Genomic DNA, 20,019 nt, shown 5'->3' with positions numbered 1-20,019 from the left:
GGTCAGTGTCCTTGCTCGGTGGGAAGAATGCTGCGGCGTCGGGCCAGCTCGACCACGCGCAGGCAGGCGCAATAGACCGCGACCACACAGGTCACGACAGAGGCGACAAAGCTGGCGGCATAGCCCCACCAGACCGGAAATTGCAGGAAAAACGTCGTCTCGCCATTGCCGATGTAGCGCTGCATCCCTTCGAAAAGCCTCCAGCTGATCAGGATCAGCGTCGCGGTCAGCACGATTTCCCAGAACGCGATGATGCTGCGGTTCAGCCGCTCGGGCAACGCCGAGGTAAAGATATCGACCGTCGCATGCGCGCCGTACAACTGGCAGATCGGAAAGAACGAAAAGATGGCAAAGGCCACACCCGCCTCGAGCAGTTCGTAGTTGCCCTTGATCTCTCCCACGCCGAGGTCGATCAGCGTCTGGGCGTACCCACCCAGCAGGCCGCTGGCCGTGTCGGTATGCAGCAAGTCATTGAGCGATCGGCCTATGATCGACAGCGTGGTCATCACGATCAGCGCGACCAGAACAAGGCCACCGATCACGGCCGTAACGCGCGCCAGCGTCATCATCAGGCGATGCATGGGCTGCTCCGAATTTGAATGGGGCTGCAAAAAGACCCGCGACACCCAGGCGGGGCATCGCGGGTCGGACAGGGGCCGAGGTTACTCGGTGTACTTGTCGATCAGCATCCGGGCCTCGTCGATCAACGCCTGACCGTCAATGCCCTTTGTCTCCATGTCGGCCACCCATTCGTCGTAGATCGGCTTGGACGCGTCGATCCAGACCTGGGTCTCTTCGGCATCAAGCGTCACGATGTTGTTGCCGCGATCCGCCGCCAGCTTGCGCGCGGGGCCGTCGCTGTCTTCCTGCGTGCCACCGGCAAACACCGAGAATTCCAGACCGGAGTTGTCGTCGATCACCTTTTTCAAATCGTCGGGCAGGCTCTCGTACTTGTCCTTGTTCATCGCCAGAACAAAGGTCAGCACATAGAGCGCATTGCCGGTGAATTCGGTGTGATTGGTCACAAGCTCCGGCACTTTCAGTGCCGCCGTCACTTCCCACGGGATCGTGGTGCCGTCGATCACACCCTTGGACAGCCCCTCTGGGATGGCCGGAACGGGCATGCCAACGGGGGTTGCGCCCACCTTCTCAAGCAGTTGGTTGGCCAGACGCGATCCGCCACGGATCTTGAGACCCTGCATGTCGGCGGGGGTGCGGACTTCCTTGTTGGTGTGGATCAGGCCGGGGCCGTGCACCCATGTGCCCAGGATATGCACATCCTTGAACTCGGTGTCCTTCATGTGCTTTTCGAACATTTCCCAATAGGCGCGGGATGCCGCGCGGGCGTTCGTCATCATGAAGGGAAGCTCGAAGACTTCGGTGCTGGGATAGCGGCCGGGCGTATAGCCGACCACGGTCCAGACGATGTCGGCCACGCCGTCGATGGCCTGGTCCATCAGCTCGGGCGGGGTGCCGCCAAGCTGCATCGAGGGGTAACGCTCGACCTTGATCCGGCCTTCGCTGTCGGCTTCGACCTTGTCGGCCCAGACATCCAGCACCAGCTTGGGCACATTGGCCTGCGGCGGCAGGAACTGGTGCAGGCGCAGCGTGACGTCCTGCGCGGCGGCGGCAGTCGCGCCCATGCCGAACGCAAGCGCCGCAGCGCCGGCCAGTTGCAGAAATGATTTGCGTGTGATGGTCATTATGGTCCTCCCTGATGACCCGATAGCTCCGCGTTGATCGCGTCGTCTGACTCGGGCGTCCCTGCGAAATTGCTATTGCAGATAACTATTATTGTCACCTGTCTTTGTAACTATCGCCGCCGCATTCGCCTATGGGTTGATCCGGACGGACAACCGCCATCACGGAAAACACGTCCGCATGACATTGTTCCAAAAGGGGGGTGATGGTGGCGTGAGGTGGACTTGAACCACCGACCTAACGATTATGAGTCGTTCGCTCTAACCAACTGAGCTACCACGCCATCGGCGCGGGGAGTATGCCAATGCCCACCCCCCGTCAAGGCAAGAAATGCCTCAATCCTGCCGAACCGTGTCGATCATCAGTTGCACATTGTCCGGATCGGCGTCGGGCGTGATCCCGTGCCCGAGATTGAAGATGTGCGGCCCCTTGGAAAACGCCTTCACGATGGCGCGCGTCTCGTCGATCAGGGGCTGGCCGCCCGTCACCATGTGGCGCGATGCAAGGTTGCCCTGCACGCAGCCATCGACCTGCACATGGGATGCCGCCCATTGCGCATCGACCGAATTGTCCAGCGCCACGCAATCGACGCCGGTCGCGCGGGCGAACCCGACATATTTCTCGCCCGCCTCCCTCGGGAAGCCGATGATCGGAACATGCGGATAGCGCGCTTTCAGCGCCGCTGTGATCTCGCGCGCAGGCTCAAGCGCGTATTTGTCGAAATCAGCACCTTTCAGCGATCCCGCCCAACTGTCGAATATCTTGACCACCTCTGCGCCCGCGTCGATTTGCGCGGCAAGATAGTGGATGGTGGCCTGTGTGATCCGCGCCATCAACGCCTCGAACAGGGGGCGGTCTTCGTCCTTGAGCTTGTGCGCCGGTGCCTGGTCGGGCGTACCTTGGCCGGCGATCATATAGGTGGCCACGGTCCACGGCGCGCCGGCGAACCCGATAAGCGTCGTCTCGGCCGGCAATGCGCCGGACAGGATCCTGACCGTCTCATAGATGGGGTTCAGCGTGTCGTGCACATCCTCCGCCGGGCCCAGCTTGTCGAAATCCGCCTGGCTGGTGATGGTGCTCAGGCGCGGCCCCTCGCCGGTGACGAACCACAGATCGGCGCCCAGCGCCTGCGGAACCAGCAGGATATCCGCAAACAAGATCGCCGCATCGAACCCGTAGCGGCGAATGGGCTGCAACGTGACTTCGGCCGCCAGTTCCGGGTTGTAGCACAACGACAGGAAATCCCCGGCCTGCGCCCGCGTCGCCTTGTATTCCGGCAGATAGCGGCCAGCCTGCCGCATCATCCAGATCGGCGGCGTGCTGAGTGTCTCGCCCGCCAGCGCGCGCAGAATGGTTTTGGTTTCGGCCATCGGTATCCCCCGGTTCAAGTGCTGCAACCGTTGGTCCGCGTCCCGTGCGCCGATGTCAAGACGGTGGCGGGTTGTCAGGGTAAAATGACACGCCTAATGATAGCGCCATGACAGTCACGCTCCCTTCCCCCGATGCACCGCTCAAGATCGGCACCCGCGGCTCTCCGCTGGCGCTGGCACAGGCCCACGAAACCCGCGCGCGCCTGATGGCGGCGTTCGATCTGCCGCAGGATGCCTTTCGCATCGTGGTGATCAAGGTGACGGGCGACGCGATCCAGGACCGTCCCCTGAAGGAAATCGGCGGAAAGGGCCTGTTCACCCGCGAGATCGAGGAAGACCTGATCGCCGGCCGCATCGACATCGCGGTCCATTCGATGAAGGACATGCCGACGCTGCAACCCGAGGGGCTGATCCTGGATACGTACTTGCCGCGCGAGGACGTGCGCGATGCCTTTGTCGCCCCCGTGCTGTCGGCGCTGGATCAGCTTGAGCAGGGCGCGGTGGTGGGCACGTCGTCGCTGCGCCGCCGGGCGCAACTGCTGCACCGCAGGCCCGATCTGAACGTGGTCGAGTTTCGCGGCAACGTGCAGACGCGCCTGCGCAAGTTGGCCGAAGGCGTCGCCGACTGCACCTTTCTCGCTGCTGCCGGGCTGAACCGTCTGGGCATGGAAAACGTGCCCGCGACCCCCATCAGCCCGGACGACATGCTGCCCGCCGTGGCGCAGGGCGCCATCGGGATCGAACGCCGCATCGCGGATGCCAATACCGCCGAAATGCTGATGGCCGTCCATGACATTCACACAGGCCAGCGGCTGGCGGCCGAACGCGCGTTCCTGCTGCGCCTCGACGGCTCCTGCGAGACGCCGATCGCGGGTCTGGCGCAGCTTGACGGCGACACCCTGCACCTGCGCGGAGAAGTCCTGCGCCCCGATGGCAGCCAGTCGATCAGCGGTGACCGCACCGGCACGATCAGCGACGCGGCCGACATGGGCTTCGACCTGGCCGATGAACTTCTGGGCCGCGCGGGCGATGGGTTTTTCGACTGGCACGCCCGCGCCAAGTGACGGTGCGTTTGCCTTGACTGACCCCGCGACCGCCTGAGAGGATCACGGCGCACAGAGTTTCAGGAGAGCGCTGCATGACACCCGGCAAGACATACCTCTCCAGCGAAGAGATCCGCCCCCTCGCGGAACGGTCCGATCTGATGGGCCTGTGGCTGATCGTGCATTGCTGGGGCGTGATCGCGCTCAGCGTGGCGCTTTTCGCCGTTTGGCCAAACCCGCTGACCTTCCTCGTGGCAATCGTGCTGATCGGCTCGCGCCAGCTGGGCCTCGCCATCCTGATGCACGAGGCCGCGCATAACGCGCTGTTCAGGACGCGGCGCATCAACGAATTCATCGGCGAATGGCTGTGCGGGCGGCCCATCCTTGCGGAACTGGCAAGCTACAGGCACTACCACCTGACGCATCACCGGCATACCCAGTCCGACAAGGACCCGGACCTGCCGCTGTCGGCAAAATTCCCTACCAGCCACGCCAGCCTGCGCCGCAAGTTCATCCGCGATCTAACGGGGCAAACCGGCGTCAAACAGCTTCTGGCACAGATCGCGATGTCGGTCCGCCTTGCAGGCGACGATGACGCGATCGAGGCCGCGACCCAGGACGCCGCACAGGCCTTCAAGGCGCGCGACCTGTGGAAATCCTTTCCGGTGTTCATCGGCGTGATGGCCGTCATGGGGCTGACCGGGCAGTGGTGGTACGGGCTGGCCTTCTGGTTGTTGCCGTATCTGACCTGGTTTCAACTGGTTCTGCGCATCCGCAACATCGCAGAGCACGGCGCGACCGAGCAATCCGACAACCCGCTGCAGAACGTGCGCACCACGCTCGCCGGTCCCCTCGCACGGGCGCTGGTGGCGCCCTACTACGTGAACTACCACCTCGAACATCATCTCGTGATGCACATCCCCTGCTGGCAATTGCCGAAGATGCACGCCCTGCTTTGCCGCAAGGGCCTAGACGCAAAGATGCGCATCAGCGCCGGCTACCGCAGCGCGCTCGGCGAAGCGGGCTGGTAACCAATCAACCCCGGAATCTCACTCCACCGCCCTTACACCCATTTGGCCAGAGGCGGCAGGCTCATCAGTACCGCGTTGGCGTCATGGCCGGTCTCGAGCCCGAACTTGGTGCCGCGATCGTAGACCAGGTTGTATTCCGCATAGAGCCCGCGATGCACCAGCTGCGCGTCCTTGTCGGCGTCGCTCCATGCCTGCACCCGACGTTTTTCGACCAACGGTAGATAGGCGGGCAGGAACGCGCGGCCGATATCCTGCGTCAGCGCGAAATCCGCCTCCCAGTCGCCGGTGCAATGGTCATCCATGAAAATGCCGCCGACGCCCCGCGCCCGGTTGCGATGGGGGATATAGAAATACTCGTCCGCCCAGGCCTTCAGTCGCGGATAAAGATCGCTGCCGTGCGGGTCCAGATGCGCCTGCTGCTGCGCATGGAAATGCGCGGTATCCTCGGCGTATTCGATGCAAGGGTTCAGATCGGACCCGCCGCCGAACCACCACGCATGGGGCGTCCAGAACATGCGGGTGTTCATATGCACCGCCGGCGCATGCGGGTTTTGCATATGCGCCACCAGCGAAATCCCCGAGGCCCAGAACCGCGGGTCGTCCGCCATGCCGGGAATGCCCTTGCGCGCGGCCATCGCGGCCTGCGCCCGCGCGCCCAGGGTGCCATAGACGGTCGAGATATTGACGCCGACCTTCTCGAACACCCGCCCGCCACGCAGCACGCTCATCAATCCGCCGCCCGCGTCGCTGCCGTCTTCGCTGTTGCGGGTGGTCTGCGTCACCTCGAACCGGCCCGCGGGCGCATCGCGCATCGGGCCCGTGTCGTGGTTTTCCTCCAGCTCCTCGAAGGCCGTGACGATCTGGTCGCGCAAATCGCGAAACCACGCCGCCGCGCGGGTTTTCTGGGCCTCGAAATCATCGCTCATCGGGGGCAGGTCTCCTGTGTCACTCGTGCAGATCACCCTTCTAGACCGGTTTTCGGAGCGGCGCAAAGCGGGCAGTGCCCGCGCTCAGTGCACCGGCGCCGCGACCACGTCCAGAAGGCTGCGGCCACCGTCCACCGTCATCACCTCGCCCGTCATGAAGCCGGAACTTTCCGCCGCCAGGAACTGCACCGCCTCGACCAGTTCCGAGGGCGGCGCGATCCGGCCAAGCGGCGTGTGTGTGCGAATATCCTCGCGGAACTCCGAATGCTCGATCATCGAGGTCTTGAGCGACGCGCTCATCACGGACCCGAAAGCGACGGCATTCACCCGGATCCGGTGCGGCGCCAGCGCAAGCGCCATCGAGCGGGTCATCTGTTCCAGCGCTGCGGCGGCGATGGAATAGCCCATCAGCTCGGGCCGGGTGTGGCGCGCCGCGATGGAGCTGAGGTTGATGATCGACCCCACCTGCCCCTCCGTTTGATCCTCGCTTTGCTTGATCATGCGGCGCGCGACCTGCTGCGTCAGTTGAAGCGCCGTCATCAGGTTCTGCTCCAGAAGCACCTGGACCGAATTGTCATCCACATCCAGAGCATCGGTCGGCATCACCTGCCGCGAGCCATTGACCAGAATATCCACTTGTTCGAACGCGTCGATGGTCGCGGACACCAGGTTGGCGATGGTCAGACGCTGGCGCAGATCCCCCGCGAAATAGCGCACGTTGCCTTCGTCAAGCTGATCGCCCCATTCTTCGTTCAGCTTTTTCTCGTCCATGTCCGCGCACATCACGTTGGCCCCCCGGTCCGCGAACTGACGCGCGATCGCAAGGCCGATGCCGTTCGCGGCCCCCGTGACGATGGCGGTCTTGCCTGAGATTGAAAAAGACATGGGTTTTCCTTTGTCTGTGGCGGCGCGAAACGCGCGTCAGCCCCGTTTGCGCGCGGGTCGCGCGGCGTGCAGCACCTTGAACCGGGCGTCGCCGCCCAGTTCGCTGACCTTCGCAAAATGCGCCTCTAGCGTGGTTTCATACGGCAAATGACGGTTCGCCACCATCCAAAGCTGTCCCTGCGGCGCCAAGATCCGCGCCGCCGACGCCACAAAGGCCTGCCCCAACGATGGATCGGCGGCGCGGCCCGTGTGAAACGGCGGGTTCATCACCACGCCGTCCATCTTGTGCGGGGGCTGCCAGAGGGTTGCGTCCGCCCAATGGAACGACGCGCGCGGATCGGTCACGTTTCGCCGCGCGCACTCGAGCGCCATGTGGTCGGCCTCGACCAGGTGCACGACCTCGACATCCGTTCGGGTCAGGACATGCGCCGCCAGGAATCCCCACCCCGCGCCAAGGTCCGCCACGGACCGTCCCAGTTTGGGCGGCAGATTGTCCACCAGCATCGCCGAGGCCGGATCGACGGCATCCGCCGAAAAGACGCCCGGCGCCGTCCAGAACCCACCGGCGGTCAGCGACGGCCCGGCGGCCCAATCCGCCACCGCGTCGGCCGCGGGGTCGCGGACCCAGAACATCTTGCCGTGCGCCTTTGCGATGGGGCCCTGAACCGCCAGGCGGCCGCGCACCGCCTTGAGCATCGAATCGACCCCGTCGGTCTTCTGCCCGTCGATGATCAGCACCTGCGGCGCCAGCGCCGCCGCGCGCGCGATCAGCGTCTGCGCCAGCGCCTTGGCGCGCGGCAGGCACACCAGCACCGCCGCACAGGGCGCGCCCGCTTCGGCGGCATCGACCACGCAGTTGTAGCCCTGCGCGGTGAAATGATCGAAGTCGGGTTTCAACGGCGCCACGACGACCACGCGGTCGCGCGGCAGGGCGGACAGATCGGCCTGTCCACCGGGATGCAACACGACGATGATCCCGCCATCAGGCAGCGCCAGACCGCCCGTACCCAGGGCCAGGGACAAACGCTGCGCCAACATTGTGTGTTATTCTTCTTTTTCCATGGTGCACTGCAGCGGGTGCTGATGGCGGCGCGCGAAATCCATCACCTGCGCCACCTTCGTCTCTGCGATCTCGTGACTGAACACGCCCACGACGGCCAGCCCTTTCTTGTGAACCGTCAGCATGATTTCGAACGCCTGGGCATGATTGAGCCCGAAGAACCGCTCCAGCACATGCACGACGAATTCCATCGGCGTAAAGTCGTCGTTCAAGAGCAAGACCTTGTAGAGCGGCGGGCGCTTGGTCTTGGGCTTGGTCGCGGTCAGAAGCGACGTGTCGTTGTCGTCATCTGATCGGTCCGACATCGTATGCGGGTCAAGGTGCATTTCTGCTCCGGTCTGGATCATGGTGGTGAGTCTGTTGGCAGTGTATATAACTTTTCTGACCACTTAGAAAAGAGGGGAGCCCGACGATGCGCCGATCGGTCACGTGTATAGGGTTCGATGCCGACGACACGCTGTGGCACAACGAACGCTTCTTTCAATTGACGCAGGCGCGCTTTGCCGACCTGCTGCGCGACTACACCGACCAGGACAGGCTGATGGCACGGCTGCTGGAAGCCGAGAAGCGCAACCTGGGGCACTACGGGTTCGGCATCAAGGGCTTCGTGCTGTCGATGATCGAGACCGCGATCGAGGTGACGGAGGGCCGCGTGCCCGCCAGCGTCATCGCCGAATTGCTGCAGGCGGGCCGCGAAATGCTGCGCCATCCCGTCGAACTATTGCCCCACGCGCATGCGGCGGTGACGACCCTCAAGGCGACGCACCGCGTCGTTCTGGTGACCAAGGGCGACCTGCTGGACCAGGAGCGCAAGCTGGCGCAGTCGGGGCTGGACGATCTGTTCGACGCCGTCGAAATCGTGTCGGACAAGACGCCCCAGGTCTATGAACGGATCTTTGCACAACATGGCGACGGCCCCGCGCGCGGGCTGATGGTCGGCAACTCCATGCGATCGGACGTGCGCCCGATGATCGACGTGGGCGGTTGGGGCGTATTCATCCCACATGGGGCCACATGGGACATCGAACATGCGCCGCCCCCGCAAGACCGCAGCCGTTATGCCGAAATCGACAGCCTTGCCGACCTTCCGGGGCTGGTACGCGCGCTTGGTTAGCACCCAGACAAATGCGGCAAAAATGAGCCCGCATCCGCCATATTCCCGCCACATTCGCGGGTTTAGGGGGTGCGCAGGAACCACCCGCTAGATGTTGGACCAACGGGTTTAAAATCGCTCCGAAATCCTTGCAATCACAGGCTTTATCGAGATCGCATCCTGTGCTACGGTTTTCTCAATAAATTTGGTCAGCCGAGAAAATCGGCGGCACGAGGCAGAGAAAAAAGGCAGGTTATCATGCAGGTGCGGCACGCGCGGCCGGCTCGTCTAGGGCTATTCATTTTCCTTGCAGTCTGGATGTTGGTGATTGTCCCGCTCAGCGCGGCAGCGGCACCCTATGCCGCGCATGTGATCGACGCGCGCACCGGCGAAGTGCTTCATTCGCGCAATGCCGATACCCGGCTGCATCCGGCCTCGCTGACCAAGATGATGACGCTCTATATCGCGTTCGAGGCGGTGCAGCGGGGTGAAATTTCGCTCGACACCAAGGTCAAGATCTCAAGAAACGCCGCGTCGGAGCCGCCCTCCAAGCTCGGCCTGCGATCCGGGCAGACCATCGCGTTCCGTTACCTGATCCGCGCCGCCGCGGTGAAATCGGCCAACGATGCCGCCACCGCCATCGGAGAGGCGATCGAAGGGTCCGAGGCGGCGTTTGCGCGGCGCATGAACCGCACGGCAAAGGCGCTGGGAATGACCCGCACCACCTTCAAGAACATGCACGGGCTGACCGAAAGCGGGCACATGTCCACCGCGCGCGACATGACCGAACTCGGGCGGCACCTGCTTTACGATTATCCCCAGTACTACAACCTGTTCTCGCGCACTTCGACCGATGCGGGCGTGCGGCAGGTGTCCAACACCAATCGCCGCCTGCTGGCCGCCTACAAGGGCGCGGACGGGATCAAGACGGGCTACACCCGCGCGGCGGGCTTCAACCTCGTGGCTTCGGCCGAGCGGGGCCACGAACGCGTCATCGCGACGGTCTTTGGCGGCACATCGACAACCGCGCGCAACGCCCGCGTGGCCGAGCTTCTGGACATGGGCTTTCGGCGCGCGCCAAGCCGGGCGCCGATCAACAAACCAGACGCCCCGGTCTATGCGAACGTCGACGACGGCGCGGCCGGCAAGACGATCCGCCTCATGACGGCGGTCAAATCCAGCAAGCGCCCCGTGCTGCGCCCCGGCACCGCCCCGGTGCTGATGGCAGCCGTCGTTCCCACCACGACCGTCCTGCCCGAAGACATCACGACCGCTCTGGTCGAGGCGCAACAGACGACTGCCGCCGAAGACACGCAAACGGCACTGGCAGTTGCGGCAACCTCGATCCGCCCCGAAGTGCGCCCGGCGAGCCTGGTCATGGCCAGCGCCCCGGCCGAAAAAACGCTGGAACCCGAAGTGGTCACGCGGCTGTCAACGTCCGGCGGACGGCACTGGGGCATCAACGTCGGTCGCTATCCCAGCAAGTACAAGGCCGAGCGCGTTCTGCTGACCACGGCACTGACCGAAATGGCATCGCTGGATGGAAGCCTGCGCAAGGTCGTGCGTCGCCCGCAGGGGTTCGACGCGAATTTCCTCGGCATGACCCGCGACAGCGCCGATCTGGCCTGCCGCAGGCTTCAGGCGCGCAATATCAGCTGCTTCATGATCGGTCCGCCCTCCTGATCTGACATTGCCCGATCAGGCGCGGGCCGCGTCTGCTCCGCCATCGGCGTCCCGCTCCCTGCGCAACCAGCGCAGGAAATCGCGCAGCGCCTGGCGCGGAACGCCCGACCGCGTGACGATGTGATAGCCCGCATCGGGCCTGTCCTCGGTGAACAGAAGTTTTAGCCGCCCCGCCTGCAGATCCGGCTCCACAAAGGCGCGGATCGTGACGGCGATGCCCTGCCCGTCGCGCGCACCATCCAGCAGCAGATTGCCGGGCACCTGCATCAACCCCTTCGCGATACCGCCCCCCACGCCCTGACGACGCAGCCAGTTGCTGCTTTCCGTCGTGCCGAATTCTTCCAGCCACGGAAAGGCGCGCAGGTCTTCGGGCGACGTGATCGGCGCATCGCCCACCAGGGACGGGGCCGCGACCACGACCATCGGCGATTGCAGCAAGGGCTCCGCCTCGAGCCCGGCGAAGGGCCCCGCCCCATAGCGGATCGCCACGTCGATGCCATCGGCGCTGAGTGTGACGATCTGCGGCGTCGGGTTCAGCATCAAATCGATGTCGGGATGCAACGCGCGGAACCTGGGCAGGCGCGGCATCAGCCAACTGGCCGCAAAGGTCGGCGTGGCCGAAATCTGCAGCGCCCGCGCATCGCGTGCGCCCGTGGCCTCCTGCGCCGCCTGGATCATCGCTGCGAACCCGGCGCGCAATGCATTGGCAAGCTGATCGCCCGCCGCTGTCAGGCGCAGTGCGCGCCCGGTGCGGTCCAGCAACGCCACGTCCAGATGTGTCTCGAGCGTACGCAATTGCTGGCTGATCGCGGCATGACTGACCCCCAGCGCCACGCCCGCATCCACCACATTTCCCGCTTCGGCAAAAGCGGCAAAGGCCCGCAACGCGGACAAAGGTGGCAGGCTGCGCCAATCCATATGTTATTTTTCCTTACATTCGACAACAAAGCATGAGTCGCATGAATCCACTTTTGCATCAATATGCGAAAGCACAAACACATAACCGAAAGGACAGACCATGTTAGGAATTTATGCAAGAATCCTGATGACCGCCACCCGCACCGGCAGCGTCGCGTTGCGCGATGCACCTCCCGCCAAGGCAACAAAGCCCGAGCGCCGCTGGTTGCGCGGCGCAAAGACAGGTTGCACTGACCGGGCGAAGTTCTAACCTTCGCGAAACTTTTTAGGAGACGACCCAATGACAGATCGCGCGCTTATCCTGGTGGACATTCAGAACGACTATTTCGACGGCGGCCTTTGGCCGGTTGACCAGATGGCGCAGGTCGCCCAGACCGCCGCCGCCGTGCTGGACCGCGCCCGCGCCGCCGGCGATCTGGTGATCCATGTCCACCACGAGGCCGGCAGCGAGACCGCCCCGTTTTTCCGCCCCGGCACGCAAGGGGCGGACATTCACTCCAGCGTCGCCCCGCAAGACGGCGAGGCCACGGTGCTGAAACATCGCCCCAACAGCTTTCACGACACCGACCTGCACGCGCGTCTGCAGGCGGCGGGTGTCACCAAAGTCACGATCGTGGGCGCGATGACCCAGATGTGCATCGACGCCACCGCACGCGCGGCGCGCGATTTGGGCTACGAGGTGACGCTCGTCGCCGACGCGTGCGGCGCGAAATCGATCGCCTACGGCGACACCAAGCTGACCGCCGAACAGGTTCAGGCCGCGTTCATGGCGCCGCTGTCCATGTCCTATGGCAAGGTGGTGATGGCTGCCGACCTCGACTGAGACCGCGATACCGCAGGCCGCGTCAGTGCGTGGCCTGCAGCAAGGTGCGGGTGTAGTCGGTCTGCGGGTTTTCGAACAGATCGTCCGAGCGGCCCTGCTCCACCACGTTGCCTTCCTTCATCACGATGACCTGATGAGACATCGCGCGCACGACCTTGAGGTCGTGACTGATGAACAGGTAGGCCAGCCCGTACTTGGCCTGAAGGTCGCGCAGCAGATCCACGATTTGGACCTGGACCGTCATGTCGAGCGCGCTTGTCGGCTCGTCCAGCACCAGCAGGCTGGGACGCAGCACCATGGCGCGCGCGATCGCGATGCGCTGACGCTGTCCGCCGGAAAATTCGTGCGGGTAACGGTCCATCGTCGCCGGGTCGAGACCCACCTCGACCATCACCTCGCGCACGAGATCGCGCTGGTCGCGGTCCGGGTCCACCTTGTGCACCGTCAACCCCTCGGCGATGATCTGCGCACAGGTCATGCGCGGGCTCAGGCTGCCGAAGGGGTCCTGAAACACGATCTGCATATCCTTGCGCAGCCGCCGCAGATCGCGCGTCGACCAGGCGCGCACATCCTCGCCCTTGTAGCTGATTGCGCCTTCGGACGCGATCAGCCGCATGATCGCCAGCGCCATCGTCGTCTTGCCCGACCCGCTTTCGCCAACGATGCCCAGCGTCTCGCCCGCGCGCACCTGCAGGGTCGCGTCATTCACCGCCTTGACGTATCCGGTGGTTCGCCGCAGCAGCCCGGTCTGGATCGGGAACCAGATTTTCAGGTGTTCCGTTTCCACGACCGTCGGCGCGTCCTGCGGCACCGGTTCGGGCTGTCCCGCAGGTTCCGCGCTCAACAGCTTGAGCGTATAGGGATGCTGCGGATTGGCGAAAATCTCGGTCGTGGGCCCGCTTTCGACGATTTCACCGTCCTTCATCACACAGACGCGGTCGGCGATCCGCCGCACGATGCCCAGATCATGCGTGATGAACAAAAGCCCCATGCCCAGCCGGTCCTTGAGATCCTTGAGCAGGTCCAGGATCTGCGCCTGTATCGTGACGTCGAGCGCGGTCGTCGGCTCGTCCGCGATCAGCACGTCAGGCGTATTCGCCAGCGCCATGGCGATCATCACGCGCTGCCGCTGCCCGCCCGACAACTGGTGCGGATAGGCGGTCAGCCGGCTTTCGGCGTCGCGAATGCCCACCTGCTCCATCAGCTCCAGGATACGCGCCCGCGCCTGCGGCCCCGCCACGCCCTGATGCAGCGCGAGGCTTTCGCCCAACTGCCTTTCGATCGTGTGCAGCGGATTGAGCGAGGTCATCGGCTCTTGAAAGATGAAGCTGATGTCGTTGCCGCGCACCTTGCGCAGGCGCGCTTCGTCCGCGCCGATCATCTGCTGACCGTCATAGGTGACGGAACCGGTGACCTCGGCGCTGTCGCCCAGCAAGGACACGGTGGACAGCGCCGAGACGGATTTGCCGGAACCGCTCTCTCCCACGATCGCGACCGTCTCGCCTCGTTCGAGGGAAAAACTGACCCCGCGCACGGCATGGGTCACGGCGCCGTCCTGCCGAAACCGCACGTGTAGATCGCGAACATCCAGTAGAGCGGTCATTCAAAGGTCTTTCTGGGGTCGAACGCGTCGCGGATGCCCTCGAAGATGAAGACGAGCAGCGACAGCATGATGGCAAAGGTGAAGAAGGCCGTGAAGGCAAGCCACGGCGCCTGCAGGTTCTGTTTGGCCTGCAAGGTCAACTCCCCCAGGCTGGGTGCCGAAGACGGCAGGCCGAAGCCGAGAAAATCGAGAATCGCCAGCGTCGAGATCGTCGAGGTGATGATGAAGGGCAGCATGGTCAGCGTCGCCACCATCGCGTTGGGCAGCATGTGCCGGAACATGATCGTCAGGTTGCTGACGCCCAGTGCCCGCGCCGCCCGCACGTACTCGAGATTTCGCGCACGCAGGAATTCGGCCCGCACGACCCCTACCAGAGAGGTCCACGAGAACAGCACCAGCAGGAACACCAGCAGCCAGAAACTGCGCCCCAGGATCGCGAACATGATGATGATCACGTAAAGCGATGGCGTGGAGGACCAGATTTCGATCACCCGCTGAAAGATCAGATCGAGCCAGCCGCCAAAGAAACCCTGAAGCGCGCCGGCGAAGATGCCGATCAGGCTGGCGGCCCCGGTGACAATCAGCGTGAAGAAGATCGACAGCCGGAAGCCATGCACCACCCGCGCCAGCACGTCGCGCTTGGTCCCGTCGGTGCCCAGCAGGTTCTGGCGATTTGGCGGCAGGGGCGCGGCGCCGGGCCGATCCACCGCCGTGTCAAAGGAATAGGGGATCAGCGGCCAGATGGCCCAGCCCTTGTCGATCGTCTCTCCCGCGATCACGCCATCCTGCGCATCGGCGATGTACCCTTCCGGATCGTCGAAACACAGGTCCAGCCCGCCGGTCTCGATCAGGCATTTCACCTCCGGGTCGCGGTACACCGCTTCGGTCTGGAAATCGCCGCCGAACTCGGTCTCGGGATAGAAATTCCAGATCGGCGTATAGAGCTGACCGCGATATTGCACCAGGATCGGCTTGTCGTAGGCCACGAATTCCGCCATCAGCGAAATCCCGAACAGCACCGCAAAGATGCACAGCGACCAGAACGCGCGGCGGTTGCGCTTGAAGTTGCGCCAGCGGCGTTGGTTCAGGGGCGACAGGAACCCGCGCTTGGGCTGTTGTGTGACGGGGGGCGGTGCGTCCTGGCCGGGGGCGTTCTGCGGCAGGGGATCGATCTGCGCCATGGCTCAGCCCTCCCGCCGCTCGAAGTCGATGCGCGGATCGACCAGCACATACATCAAATCCGACAGCAGCCCCACCACAAGGCCGATCAGGCCAAAGATGAACAGCGTGCCGAACACGATCGGATAGTCGCGCGCGACTGCCGCCTCGAACCCCAGACGGCCAAGGCCATCGAGCGAAAAGATCGTCTCGATGATCAGCGACCCGCCAAAGAACACACCGATGAACACCGCCGGAAAGCCCGCGATCACGATCAGCATCGCATTGCGGAACACATGGCCATACAGCACCGCGCGCTCAGACAGGCCCTTGGCGCGGGCGGTCATCACGTAGTGTTTCTTGATCTCGTCGAGAAAGCTGTTCTTGGTCAGCAGCGTGAGCGTGGCAAAGGCCGAGATCGTGGAGGCCAGAACCGGCAGCGTGATGTGCCAGAAATAATCCCCGATCTTGCCCAGCAGGCTAAGCTCTTCGAAGTTGTCGGACGTCAGCCCGCGCAACGGAAATATTTGCCAATAGGACCCGCCCGCAAAGAGCACCAGCAGCAGGATCGCGAACAGGAACCCAGGAATCGCATAGGCCGCGATGATCGCGCCGCTGGTCCAGGTGTCGAAACTGCTGCCGTCCCTGACCGCCTTGCGGATGCCCAGGGGAATCGACACCAGATACGCGATCAGCGTGGACCACAGGCCCAGCGTGATGGACACCGGCAACTTCTCCTTGACCAGTTCGATCACCGAGATCGACCGGAAATAGCTGTCGCCGAAATCCAGCCGCATGTAGTTCCACATCATGTTCAGGAACCGCTCAACCGGCGGCTTGTCAAAGCCAAATTCACGCTCAAGCTCGGCGATGAATTCCGGCGGCAGGCCGCGCGCGCCGACATATTGGCTGTCGTTGCTCGACAGATCCGAATTGCCCGCGTCCGCCCCCGACCCGGCAAAACCTTCGAACACGTCGCCGCCGCCCTGAATACGGGCGATCGCCTGTTCCACCGGGCCGCCAGGCACGAATTGCACCAGCGCGAAATTGATCAGCATGATCCCCACCAGCGTCGGGATGATCAGCAGCAACCGTCGAAGAATATAGGCGCCCACGCGTCTACCTCAGTGCGCCGGCGGCGCGCAGGGCCTCGGCCTTGTCCTGATTGTACCACCAGAAATCAAGGAACCCCAAAGCATAGGGCGGCAGCACCTGCGGGTGCTCGTACTGGTCGTAATAGGCCACCCAGAAACTGTCGTTATACCACGTGGGGATCATGAAGAATTCGTAGCGCAGCGCCCGGTCCAGCGCGCGCAGGGTGGTGTCCTCTTCCTCGGCGCTTTGCGCCAGCAGCGAGGCTTCGATGATCGCATCGACCATCGGTGAGGCCAGGCCCGCCGGATTGAACAAGCTGTATTCCGCGGCCTCGGACCCGTAGCGCTGCGCAAGGCCCGTGCCTGTGCCCAGAAACGCCGCGTAGGAATCATAGACCATGTCGTAATCCCGGTCGCGTTCGCGGCTGGTGTACTGGCTGGCGTCCACCGCCTCCAGCGTGACCTGTATCCCCATCGCCTCGAGGTTGGACAGGAAGTTTTCGACCACCGCGCGCAGCGTGGACGACCCGGCGGAATTGAGCAGGAACGTCAAGCGCAGCGGTTGACCCTGCGCATCGCGGCGCAGCCCGTCATCGCCCACCGGCCAGCCCGCCTCGTCCAGCAGTTTCATCGCGCGGCGCAGGTTGCGACGATCAAGCAGACGATCCGCGTTCGATTCATGCGGCACGACCGCCGGTTCGGTCAGCATCTCGGCCGGAACCACGTCACCGAGCGACTTCAGGAACGCAAGCTCGGCGCCCTGCGGGACGCCCTCCGCCATCAGCTTGGTGTCCTGCGTGAACGACGCACGCGGCTTGAACAGGCCGAATTGCAAACTCTCGTTGGTCCATTCAAAGTTGAAGCCCAGCGCAACGGCCTGCCGCACCCGCTTGTCCCGCAGCACCTCGCGACCAAGGTTGAAAACGATGCCCGAGGGCGTGGGCGGCGATCCGTCGGGCAGTTCCTTCTTGACGATCAGCCCCTCGTTGACCTTGGGAAAATCATAGGCTGTGGCCCATTGGCGCGAATTGCCTTCAGTGCGAAAGGTGTATTCCCCCGCCTTGAACGCTTCGAAGGCGGCATTTTCATCGCCGAAATATTCCACCCGGATCGTATCGAAATTGTGGCGGCCCACGTTGATCGGCAGATCCCTGGCCCAATAGTCCGGGTTGCGCTTGTAGACGATCCGCCGGTTCACATCGACGCTGTCGATCATGTAGGGCCCCGACCCCGGCGAGACATCGAGCCGGCTTTCATCGAGACCATAACCGGTCTTTTCATACCACGCCTTGGAATAGACCGGCACGCCGCCGACCTGGTCGATCAGGCTGCGCCTGGAGATGCCTTCGGCAAAAAAGAACTTGATCGTATGGTCGTCGATCACTTCGGCATTGGGGATGCGTTTGCGCACCGCGTCACCATAGGATTTCAGGCCCTCATCCAGCAAAAGGTTATGGCTGAACAGCACGTCATGCGCGGTCACGGGCGTGCCGTCGGAAAACCGCGCTTCGGGGCGCATGTGGAAAATCACCCATTCCTTCGACGCCGGATATTCCACCCGCTCGGCCAGCAGACCGTATGCTTCGCCGTACGCATCCGCAGGAGCCGATCCGCCCTCGGCCGGCATTTCGCCCAGCAGGCTTTCGTAGATCATCCACGACAAGGTGCCGGCACGCCCCTTGCGGCTGTAGGGGTTCATCGAATCAAACGTGCCCAGCGCGGAAAACGCGATCTCGCCGCCCTTGGGGGCATTGGGGTTCACGTAGTCGAAATGCGGAAAATCCGGCGGATAGCTCAGATCGCCGTAGAACGAATACCCATGGCTGACGATCATTTCACCGTCTTGCGCGCGCGCGGCAGAGGCCCAGACCAAAGCGGCGAGCGCCCAGATCAGCACGGCCCCGACAAGCGACCCTGTCAGGCTTGGGCTGCGGGTCATCGCGGGGCGGGCGGATCGTATCATCTGGCGCGGTCTCCTGTGGGGGGCCCGGATCTGTGGGCGCGTGGTGATTGGATGTAAGCTAACGGGGCAACGCGCCAAGTTACAAGTTGCGAAAATGTGATCTTGGGGCCGCCGCGCGTCGCCTGCCCACGAAAAAGGCCGCCTGCATCCCAGCAAGCGGCCCCTGTCGGTCGTTACGATCCGGATCAGTTGTCGAGGCTGTCGAGATAGGCGATCAGGTTGGCGCGGTCTTCGACCTTCCTCAGACCGGCAAAGCCCATCGACGTACCCGGTGCCCAATCGCTCGGCTTTTCGAGAAAGCCGTTCAGGTTCTCAGGGCTCCATTCGCCTTCTTTTTCGGACAATGCGCCGGAGTAGGAGGTATAGCCGTCGGCGCCCGCAATATCGCGGCCCACGACACCATAAAGGTAAGGACCGACACCATTGGCGCCCTCTTCCAGCTTATGGCAGGCGCTGCACTTGCGGAACACGTTGGCGCCCTTGTCGATGTCGGCGGTTGCCAGAACCTCGTCAAAGCTCGGTCCGCCCGCGACCTCTTCGGTGCTTTCGGCTTCGGCCACTTCGATCACGTAGGACGCTTCGCCATGCGCCTCCACATGGTACATCTCCTCCGCGGCCCACTTGCCCAGCAGGAAGACGAGCAAGGCGCCGCACAGGCCGCTTGCAACTTTGGTAAAGGTCATCGTGTCAAACATTGGTGTCAGGTCCATTGCTATGCGTTTGGGCGGTATCTATTGCTTCACCTTGGCGCTGGCAAGGTGTAGTTACCGCGACCAAACGCCCTGCCTGCCCTTTCAAGACGCAAGAAAGCCCCGAACATGAGCGCACAGACCCCCGCCCGCATCGCCTTTCAGGGAGAATTGGGCGCCTATAGCCACGAGGCCTGCCGCACCGCGCGGCCCGACATGTCGCCCGTGCCCTGCGCCACGTTCGAGGATGCGATCGATGCCGTGCGGCGCGGCGACGCGGAACTGGCGATGCTGCCGGTGGAAAATTCGACCTATGGCCGGGTCGCCGACATCCATTCGCTTTTGCCGCAATCGGGCTTGCACATCATCGAGGAAGCCTTTGTTCGGGTGCATATCAATCTGCTGGCCCTGCCCGGAACGGCGATCGCGGACGTGAAATCCGCGATGAGCCATACCGTTCTGCTGGGACAGTGCAAATCGTTCCTGGCCGGGCACGGTATCAAGCGGGTGACCGGGGCGGATACGGCCGGGTCGGCCAAGGATGTGGCGGCCCTTGGCGATCCCTCGATGGCGGCACTGGCCAGCGAACTGGCAGGCGAAATCTATGGCCTCGACGTTCTTGCCCGCCATATCGAGGATCAGGGCAACAACACCACGCGGTTCCTGTTGATGTCGCCGCAGGCCGACCATACCCGACGCGGCGCACACGGCATGATCACCAGCTTCGTCTTCGAGGTCCGCAACATACCCGCCGCGCTGTACAAGGCGATGGGCGGCTTTGCCACGAACGGCGTGAACATGACCAAGCTCGAAAGCTACATGGTCGGCGGATCTTTCACCGCGACGCAGTTCTACGCCGATATCGAAGGCCACCCCGAGGACCCGCCGGTGCGCCGCGCACTGGAGGAATTGGATTACTTCACCAACATGATCGAAATCCTCGGCGTCTATCCCGCGCACCGCGACCGCAACTGACCCC

19 protein-coding genes and 1 tRNA gene are annotated in these 20,019 nt (G+C 63.6%); 6 read left to right on the top strand and 14 right to left on the bottom strand.

Translation table 11 applies throughout. The features are described from left to right. Positions 1 to 2 precede the first annotated feature (2 nt). From FDT80_RS11750 to hemE, 4 genes are all read right to left on the bottom strand, one after another. Positions 3 to 581, bottom strand: coding sequence for a TRAP transporter small permease (locus FDT80_RS11750; RefSeq protein ID WP_138662456.1), 579 nt, complete (start codon positions 579 to 581; stop codon positions 3 to 5). Between the two features lie 81 nt (positions 582 to 662). After that, entirely contained in the window at positions 663 to 1,703 is a 1,041-nt protein-coding gene (locus FDT80_RS11745) for a TRAP transporter substrate-binding protein (RefSeq protein ID WP_138662455.1), read from the bottom strand. 204 nt (positions 1,704 to 1,907) lie between these two features. Then, a tRNA-Met gene (locus FDT80_RS11740) sits at positions 1,908 to 1,984 on the bottom strand. A 52-nt stretch (positions 1,985 to 2,036) separates the two neighbouring features. Further along, positions 2,037 to 3,071, bottom strand: a complete 1,035-nt coding sequence (gene hemE, locus FDT80_RS11735; protein ID WP_138662454.1) for a uroporphyrinogen decarboxylase — start codon at positions 3,069 to 3,071, stop codon at positions 2,037 to 2,039. Positions 3,072 to 3,178: 107 nt separating this feature from the next. Between hemE and hemC the strand changes: the two genes are divergently transcribed. Together hemC and FDT80_RS11725 are read left to right on the top strand one after the other, a co-directional pair. Then, on the top strand, positions 3,179 to 4,135 hold the full coding sequence (gene hemC, locus FDT80_RS11730; protein WP_138662453.1) for a hydroxymethylbilane synthase: 957 nt from the start codon (positions 3,179 to 3,181) through the stop codon (positions 4,133 to 4,135). A gap of 74 nt (positions 4,136 to 4,209) precedes the next feature. After that, positions 4,210 to 5,145 carry a fatty acid desaturase family protein gene (locus tag FDT80_RS11725; protein WP_138662452.1) on the top strand — a complete coding sequence of 312 codons (936 nt, stop codon included), beginning with the start codon at positions 4,210 to 4,212 and terminating at the stop codon, positions 5,143 to 5,145. Positions 5,146 to 5,177: 32 nt separating this feature from the next. On the opposite strand, the gene hemF is transcribed toward FDT80_RS11725, so the two are convergent. From hemF to clpS, 4 genes are all read right to left on the bottom strand, one after another. After that, positions 5,178 to 6,071: an oxygen-dependent coproporphyrinogen oxidase gene (gene hemF, locus FDT80_RS11720; protein ID WP_138662451.1), complete on the bottom strand. Its 894-nt coding sequence runs from the start codon at positions 6,069 to 6,071 to the stop codon at positions 5,178 to 5,180. An 84-nt stretch (positions 6,072 to 6,155) separates the two neighbouring features. Next, the gene (locus FDT80_RS11715) at positions 6,156 to 6,956 is read right to left on the bottom strand and encodes an SDR family NAD(P)-dependent oxidoreductase (RefSeq protein ID WP_138662450.1); all 801 of its coding nucleotides are present in this window, start codon (positions 6,954 to 6,956) and stop codon (positions 6,156 to 6,158) included. A gap of 36 nt (positions 6,957 to 6,992) precedes the next feature. After that, positions 6,993 to 7,994 (bottom strand): class I SAM-dependent methyltransferase, encoded by a 1,002-nt coding sequence (locus tag FDT80_RS11710; RefSeq protein WP_138662449.1) that lies wholly within the window; start codon positions 7,992 to 7,994, stop codon positions 6,993 to 6,995. A gap of 6 nt (positions 7,995 to 8,000) precedes the next feature. Continuing rightward, positions 8,001 to 8,342 (bottom strand): ATP-dependent Clp protease adapter ClpS, encoded by a 342-nt coding sequence (gene clpS / locus FDT80_RS11705; RefSeq protein WP_138662596.1) that lies wholly within the window; start codon positions 8,340 to 8,342, stop codon positions 8,001 to 8,003. An 86-nt stretch (positions 8,343 to 8,428) separates the two neighbouring features. On the opposite strand from clpS, the gene FDT80_RS11700 reads away from it, so the two are divergent. Together FDT80_RS11700 and FDT80_RS11695 are read left to right on the top strand one after the other, a co-directional pair. Beyond that, positions 8,429 to 9,130, top strand: a complete 702-nt coding sequence (locus FDT80_RS11700; RefSeq protein ID WP_138662448.1) for an HAD family hydrolase — start codon at positions 8,429 to 8,431, stop codon at positions 9,128 to 9,130. Between the two features lie 237 nt (positions 9,131 to 9,367). Beyond that, positions 9,368 to 10,792 carry a D-alanyl-D-alanine carboxypeptidase family protein gene (locus FDT80_RS11695; protein WP_138662447.1) on the top strand — a complete coding sequence of 475 codons (1,425 nt, stop codon included), beginning with the start codon at positions 9,368 to 9,370 and terminating at the stop codon, positions 10,790 to 10,792. A gap of 15 nt (positions 10,793 to 10,807) precedes the next feature. On the opposite strand, the gene FDT80_RS11690 is transcribed toward FDT80_RS11695, so the two are convergent. Further along, entirely contained in the window at positions 10,808 to 11,710 is a 903-nt protein-coding gene (locus tag FDT80_RS11690) for a LysR family transcriptional regulator (protein WP_138662446.1), read from the bottom strand. Between the two features lie 280 nt (positions 11,711 to 11,990). Here FDT80_RS11690 and FDT80_RS11685 point away from each other — a divergent pair, with 280 nt between their 5' ends. Continuing rightward, complete coding sequence (locus tag FDT80_RS11685) at positions 11,991 to 12,533, top strand: cysteine hydrolase family protein (protein ID WP_138662445.1); 543 nt, start codon at positions 11,991 to 11,993, stop codon at positions 12,531 to 12,533. Positions 12,534 to 12,555: 22 nt separating this feature from the next. Here FDT80_RS11685 and FDT80_RS11680 read toward each other — a convergent pair whose 3' ends face one another. The 5 genes from FDT80_RS11680 to FDT80_RS11660 form a co-directional block, all read right to left on the bottom strand. Next, entirely contained in the window at positions 12,556 to 14,136 is a 1,581-nt protein-coding gene (locus FDT80_RS11680; RefSeq protein ID WP_138662444.1) for an ABC transporter ATP-binding protein, read from the bottom strand. Beyond that, positions 14,133 to 15,317: an ABC transporter permease gene (locus FDT80_RS11675; protein ID WP_138662443.1), complete on the bottom strand. Its 1,185-nt coding sequence runs from the start codon at positions 15,315 to 15,317 to the stop codon at positions 14,133 to 14,135. Before FDT80_RS11675 ends, FDT80_RS11680 begins: the two co-directional genes overlap by 4 nt. A 3-nt stretch (positions 15,318 to 15,320) precedes the next feature. After that, positions 15,321 to 16,409 (bottom strand): microcin C ABC transporter permease YejB, encoded by a 1,089-nt coding sequence (locus FDT80_RS11670; RefSeq protein ID WP_138662442.1) that lies wholly within the window; start codon positions 16,407 to 16,409, stop codon positions 15,321 to 15,323. Between the two features lie 4 nt (positions 16,410 to 16,413). Further along, positions 16,414 to 18,351 carry an extracellular solute-binding protein gene (locus tag FDT80_RS11665; protein WP_138662441.1) on the bottom strand — a complete coding sequence of 646 codons (1,938 nt, stop codon included), beginning with the start codon at positions 18,349 to 18,351 and terminating at the stop codon, positions 16,414 to 16,416. A gap of 185 nt (positions 18,352 to 18,536) precedes the next feature. After that, the gene (locus tag FDT80_RS11660) at positions 18,537 to 19,046 is read right to left on the bottom strand and encodes a c-type cytochrome (protein ID WP_138662440.1); all 510 of its coding nucleotides are present in this window, start codon (positions 19,044 to 19,046) and stop codon (positions 18,537 to 18,539) included. A gap of 123 nt (positions 19,047 to 19,169) precedes the next feature. Between FDT80_RS11660 and FDT80_RS11655 the strand changes: the two genes are divergently transcribed. After that, on the top strand, positions 19,170 to 20,015 hold the full coding sequence (locus FDT80_RS11655) for a prephenate dehydratase (protein ID WP_138662439.1): 846 nt from the start codon (positions 19,170 to 19,172) through the stop codon (positions 20,013 to 20,015). The last annotated feature ends 4 nt before the right edge of the window (positions 20,016 to 20,019 follow it).

Origin of the sequence: Sulfitobacter sabulilitoris, assembly GCF_005887615.1 — a bacterium.
Classification (GTDB): domain Bacteria; phylum Pseudomonadota; class Alphaproteobacteria; order Rhodobacterales; family Rhodobacteraceae; genus Sulfitobacter_E; species Sulfitobacter_E sabulilitoris.
This window is presented reverse-complemented; position numbering and strand designations above follow the sequence as displayed.

Coding starts and splice junctions, on each gene's coding strand:
- FDT80_RS11655 (WP_138662439.1), top strand. CDS start 19,170: ATGAGCGCACAGACCCCCGCCCGCATCGCCTTTCAGGGAGAATTGGGC.
- FDT80_RS11685 (WP_138662445.1), top strand. CDS start 11,991: ATGACAGATCGCGCGCTTATCCTGGTGGACATTCAGAACGACTATTTC.
- FDT80_RS11750 (WP_138662456.1), bottom strand. CDS start 581: ATGCATCGCCTGATGATGACGCTGGCGCGCGTTACGGCCGTGATCGGT.
- FDT80_RS11715 (WP_138662450.1), bottom strand. CDS start 6,956: ATGTCTTTTTCAATCTCAGGCAAGACCGCCATCGTCACGGGGGCCGCG.
- hemC (WP_138662453.1), top strand. CDS start 3,179: ATGACAGTCACGCTCCCTTCCCCCGATGCACCGCTCAAGATCGGCACC.
- FDT80_RS11695 (WP_138662447.1), top strand. CDS start 9,368: ATGCAGGTGCGGCACGCGCGGCCGGCTCGTCTAGGGCTATTCATTTTC.
- FDT80_RS11665 (WP_138662441.1), bottom strand. CDS start 18,351: ATGATACGATCCGCCCGCCCCGCGATGACCCGCAGCCCAAGCCTGACA.
- FDT80_RS11700 (WP_138662448.1), top strand. CDS start 8,429: ATGCGCCGATCGGTCACGTGTATAGGGTTCGATGCCGACGACACGCTG.
- hemE (WP_138662454.1), bottom strand. CDS start 3,071: ATGGCCGAAACCAAAACCATTCTGCGCGCGCTGGCGGGCGAGACACTC.
- FDT80_RS11680 (WP_138662444.1), bottom strand. CDS start 14,136: ATGACCGCTCTACTGGATGTTCGCGATCTACACGTGCGGTTTCGGCAG.
- FDT80_RS11710 (WP_138662449.1), bottom strand. CDS start 7,994: ATGTTGGCGCAGCGTTTGTCCCTGGCCCTGGGTACGGGCGGTCTGGCG.
- clpS (WP_138662596.1), bottom strand. CDS start 8,342: ATGCACCTTGACCCGCATACGATGTCGGACCGATCAGATGACGACAAC.
- FDT80_RS11675 (WP_138662443.1), bottom strand. CDS start 15,317: ATGGCGCAGATCGATCCCCTGCCGCAGAACGCCCCCGGCCAGGACGCA.
- FDT80_RS11745 (WP_138662455.1), bottom strand. CDS start 1,703: ATGACCATCACACGCAAATCATTTCTGCAACTGGCCGGCGCTGCGGCG.
- FDT80_RS11690 (WP_138662446.1), bottom strand. CDS start 11,710: ATGGATTGGCGCAGCCTGCCACCTTTGTCCGCGTTGCGGGCCTTTGCC.
- FDT80_RS11660 (WP_138662440.1), bottom strand. CDS start 19,046: ATGTTTGACACGATGACCTTTACCAAAGTTGCAAGCGGCCTGTGCGGC.
- hemF (WP_138662451.1), bottom strand. CDS start 6,071: ATGAGCGATGATTTCGAGGCCCAGAAAACCCGCGCGGCGGCGTGGTTT.
- FDT80_RS11725 (WP_138662452.1), top strand. CDS start 4,210: ATGACACCCGGCAAGACATACCTCTCCAGCGAAGAGATCCGCCCCCTC.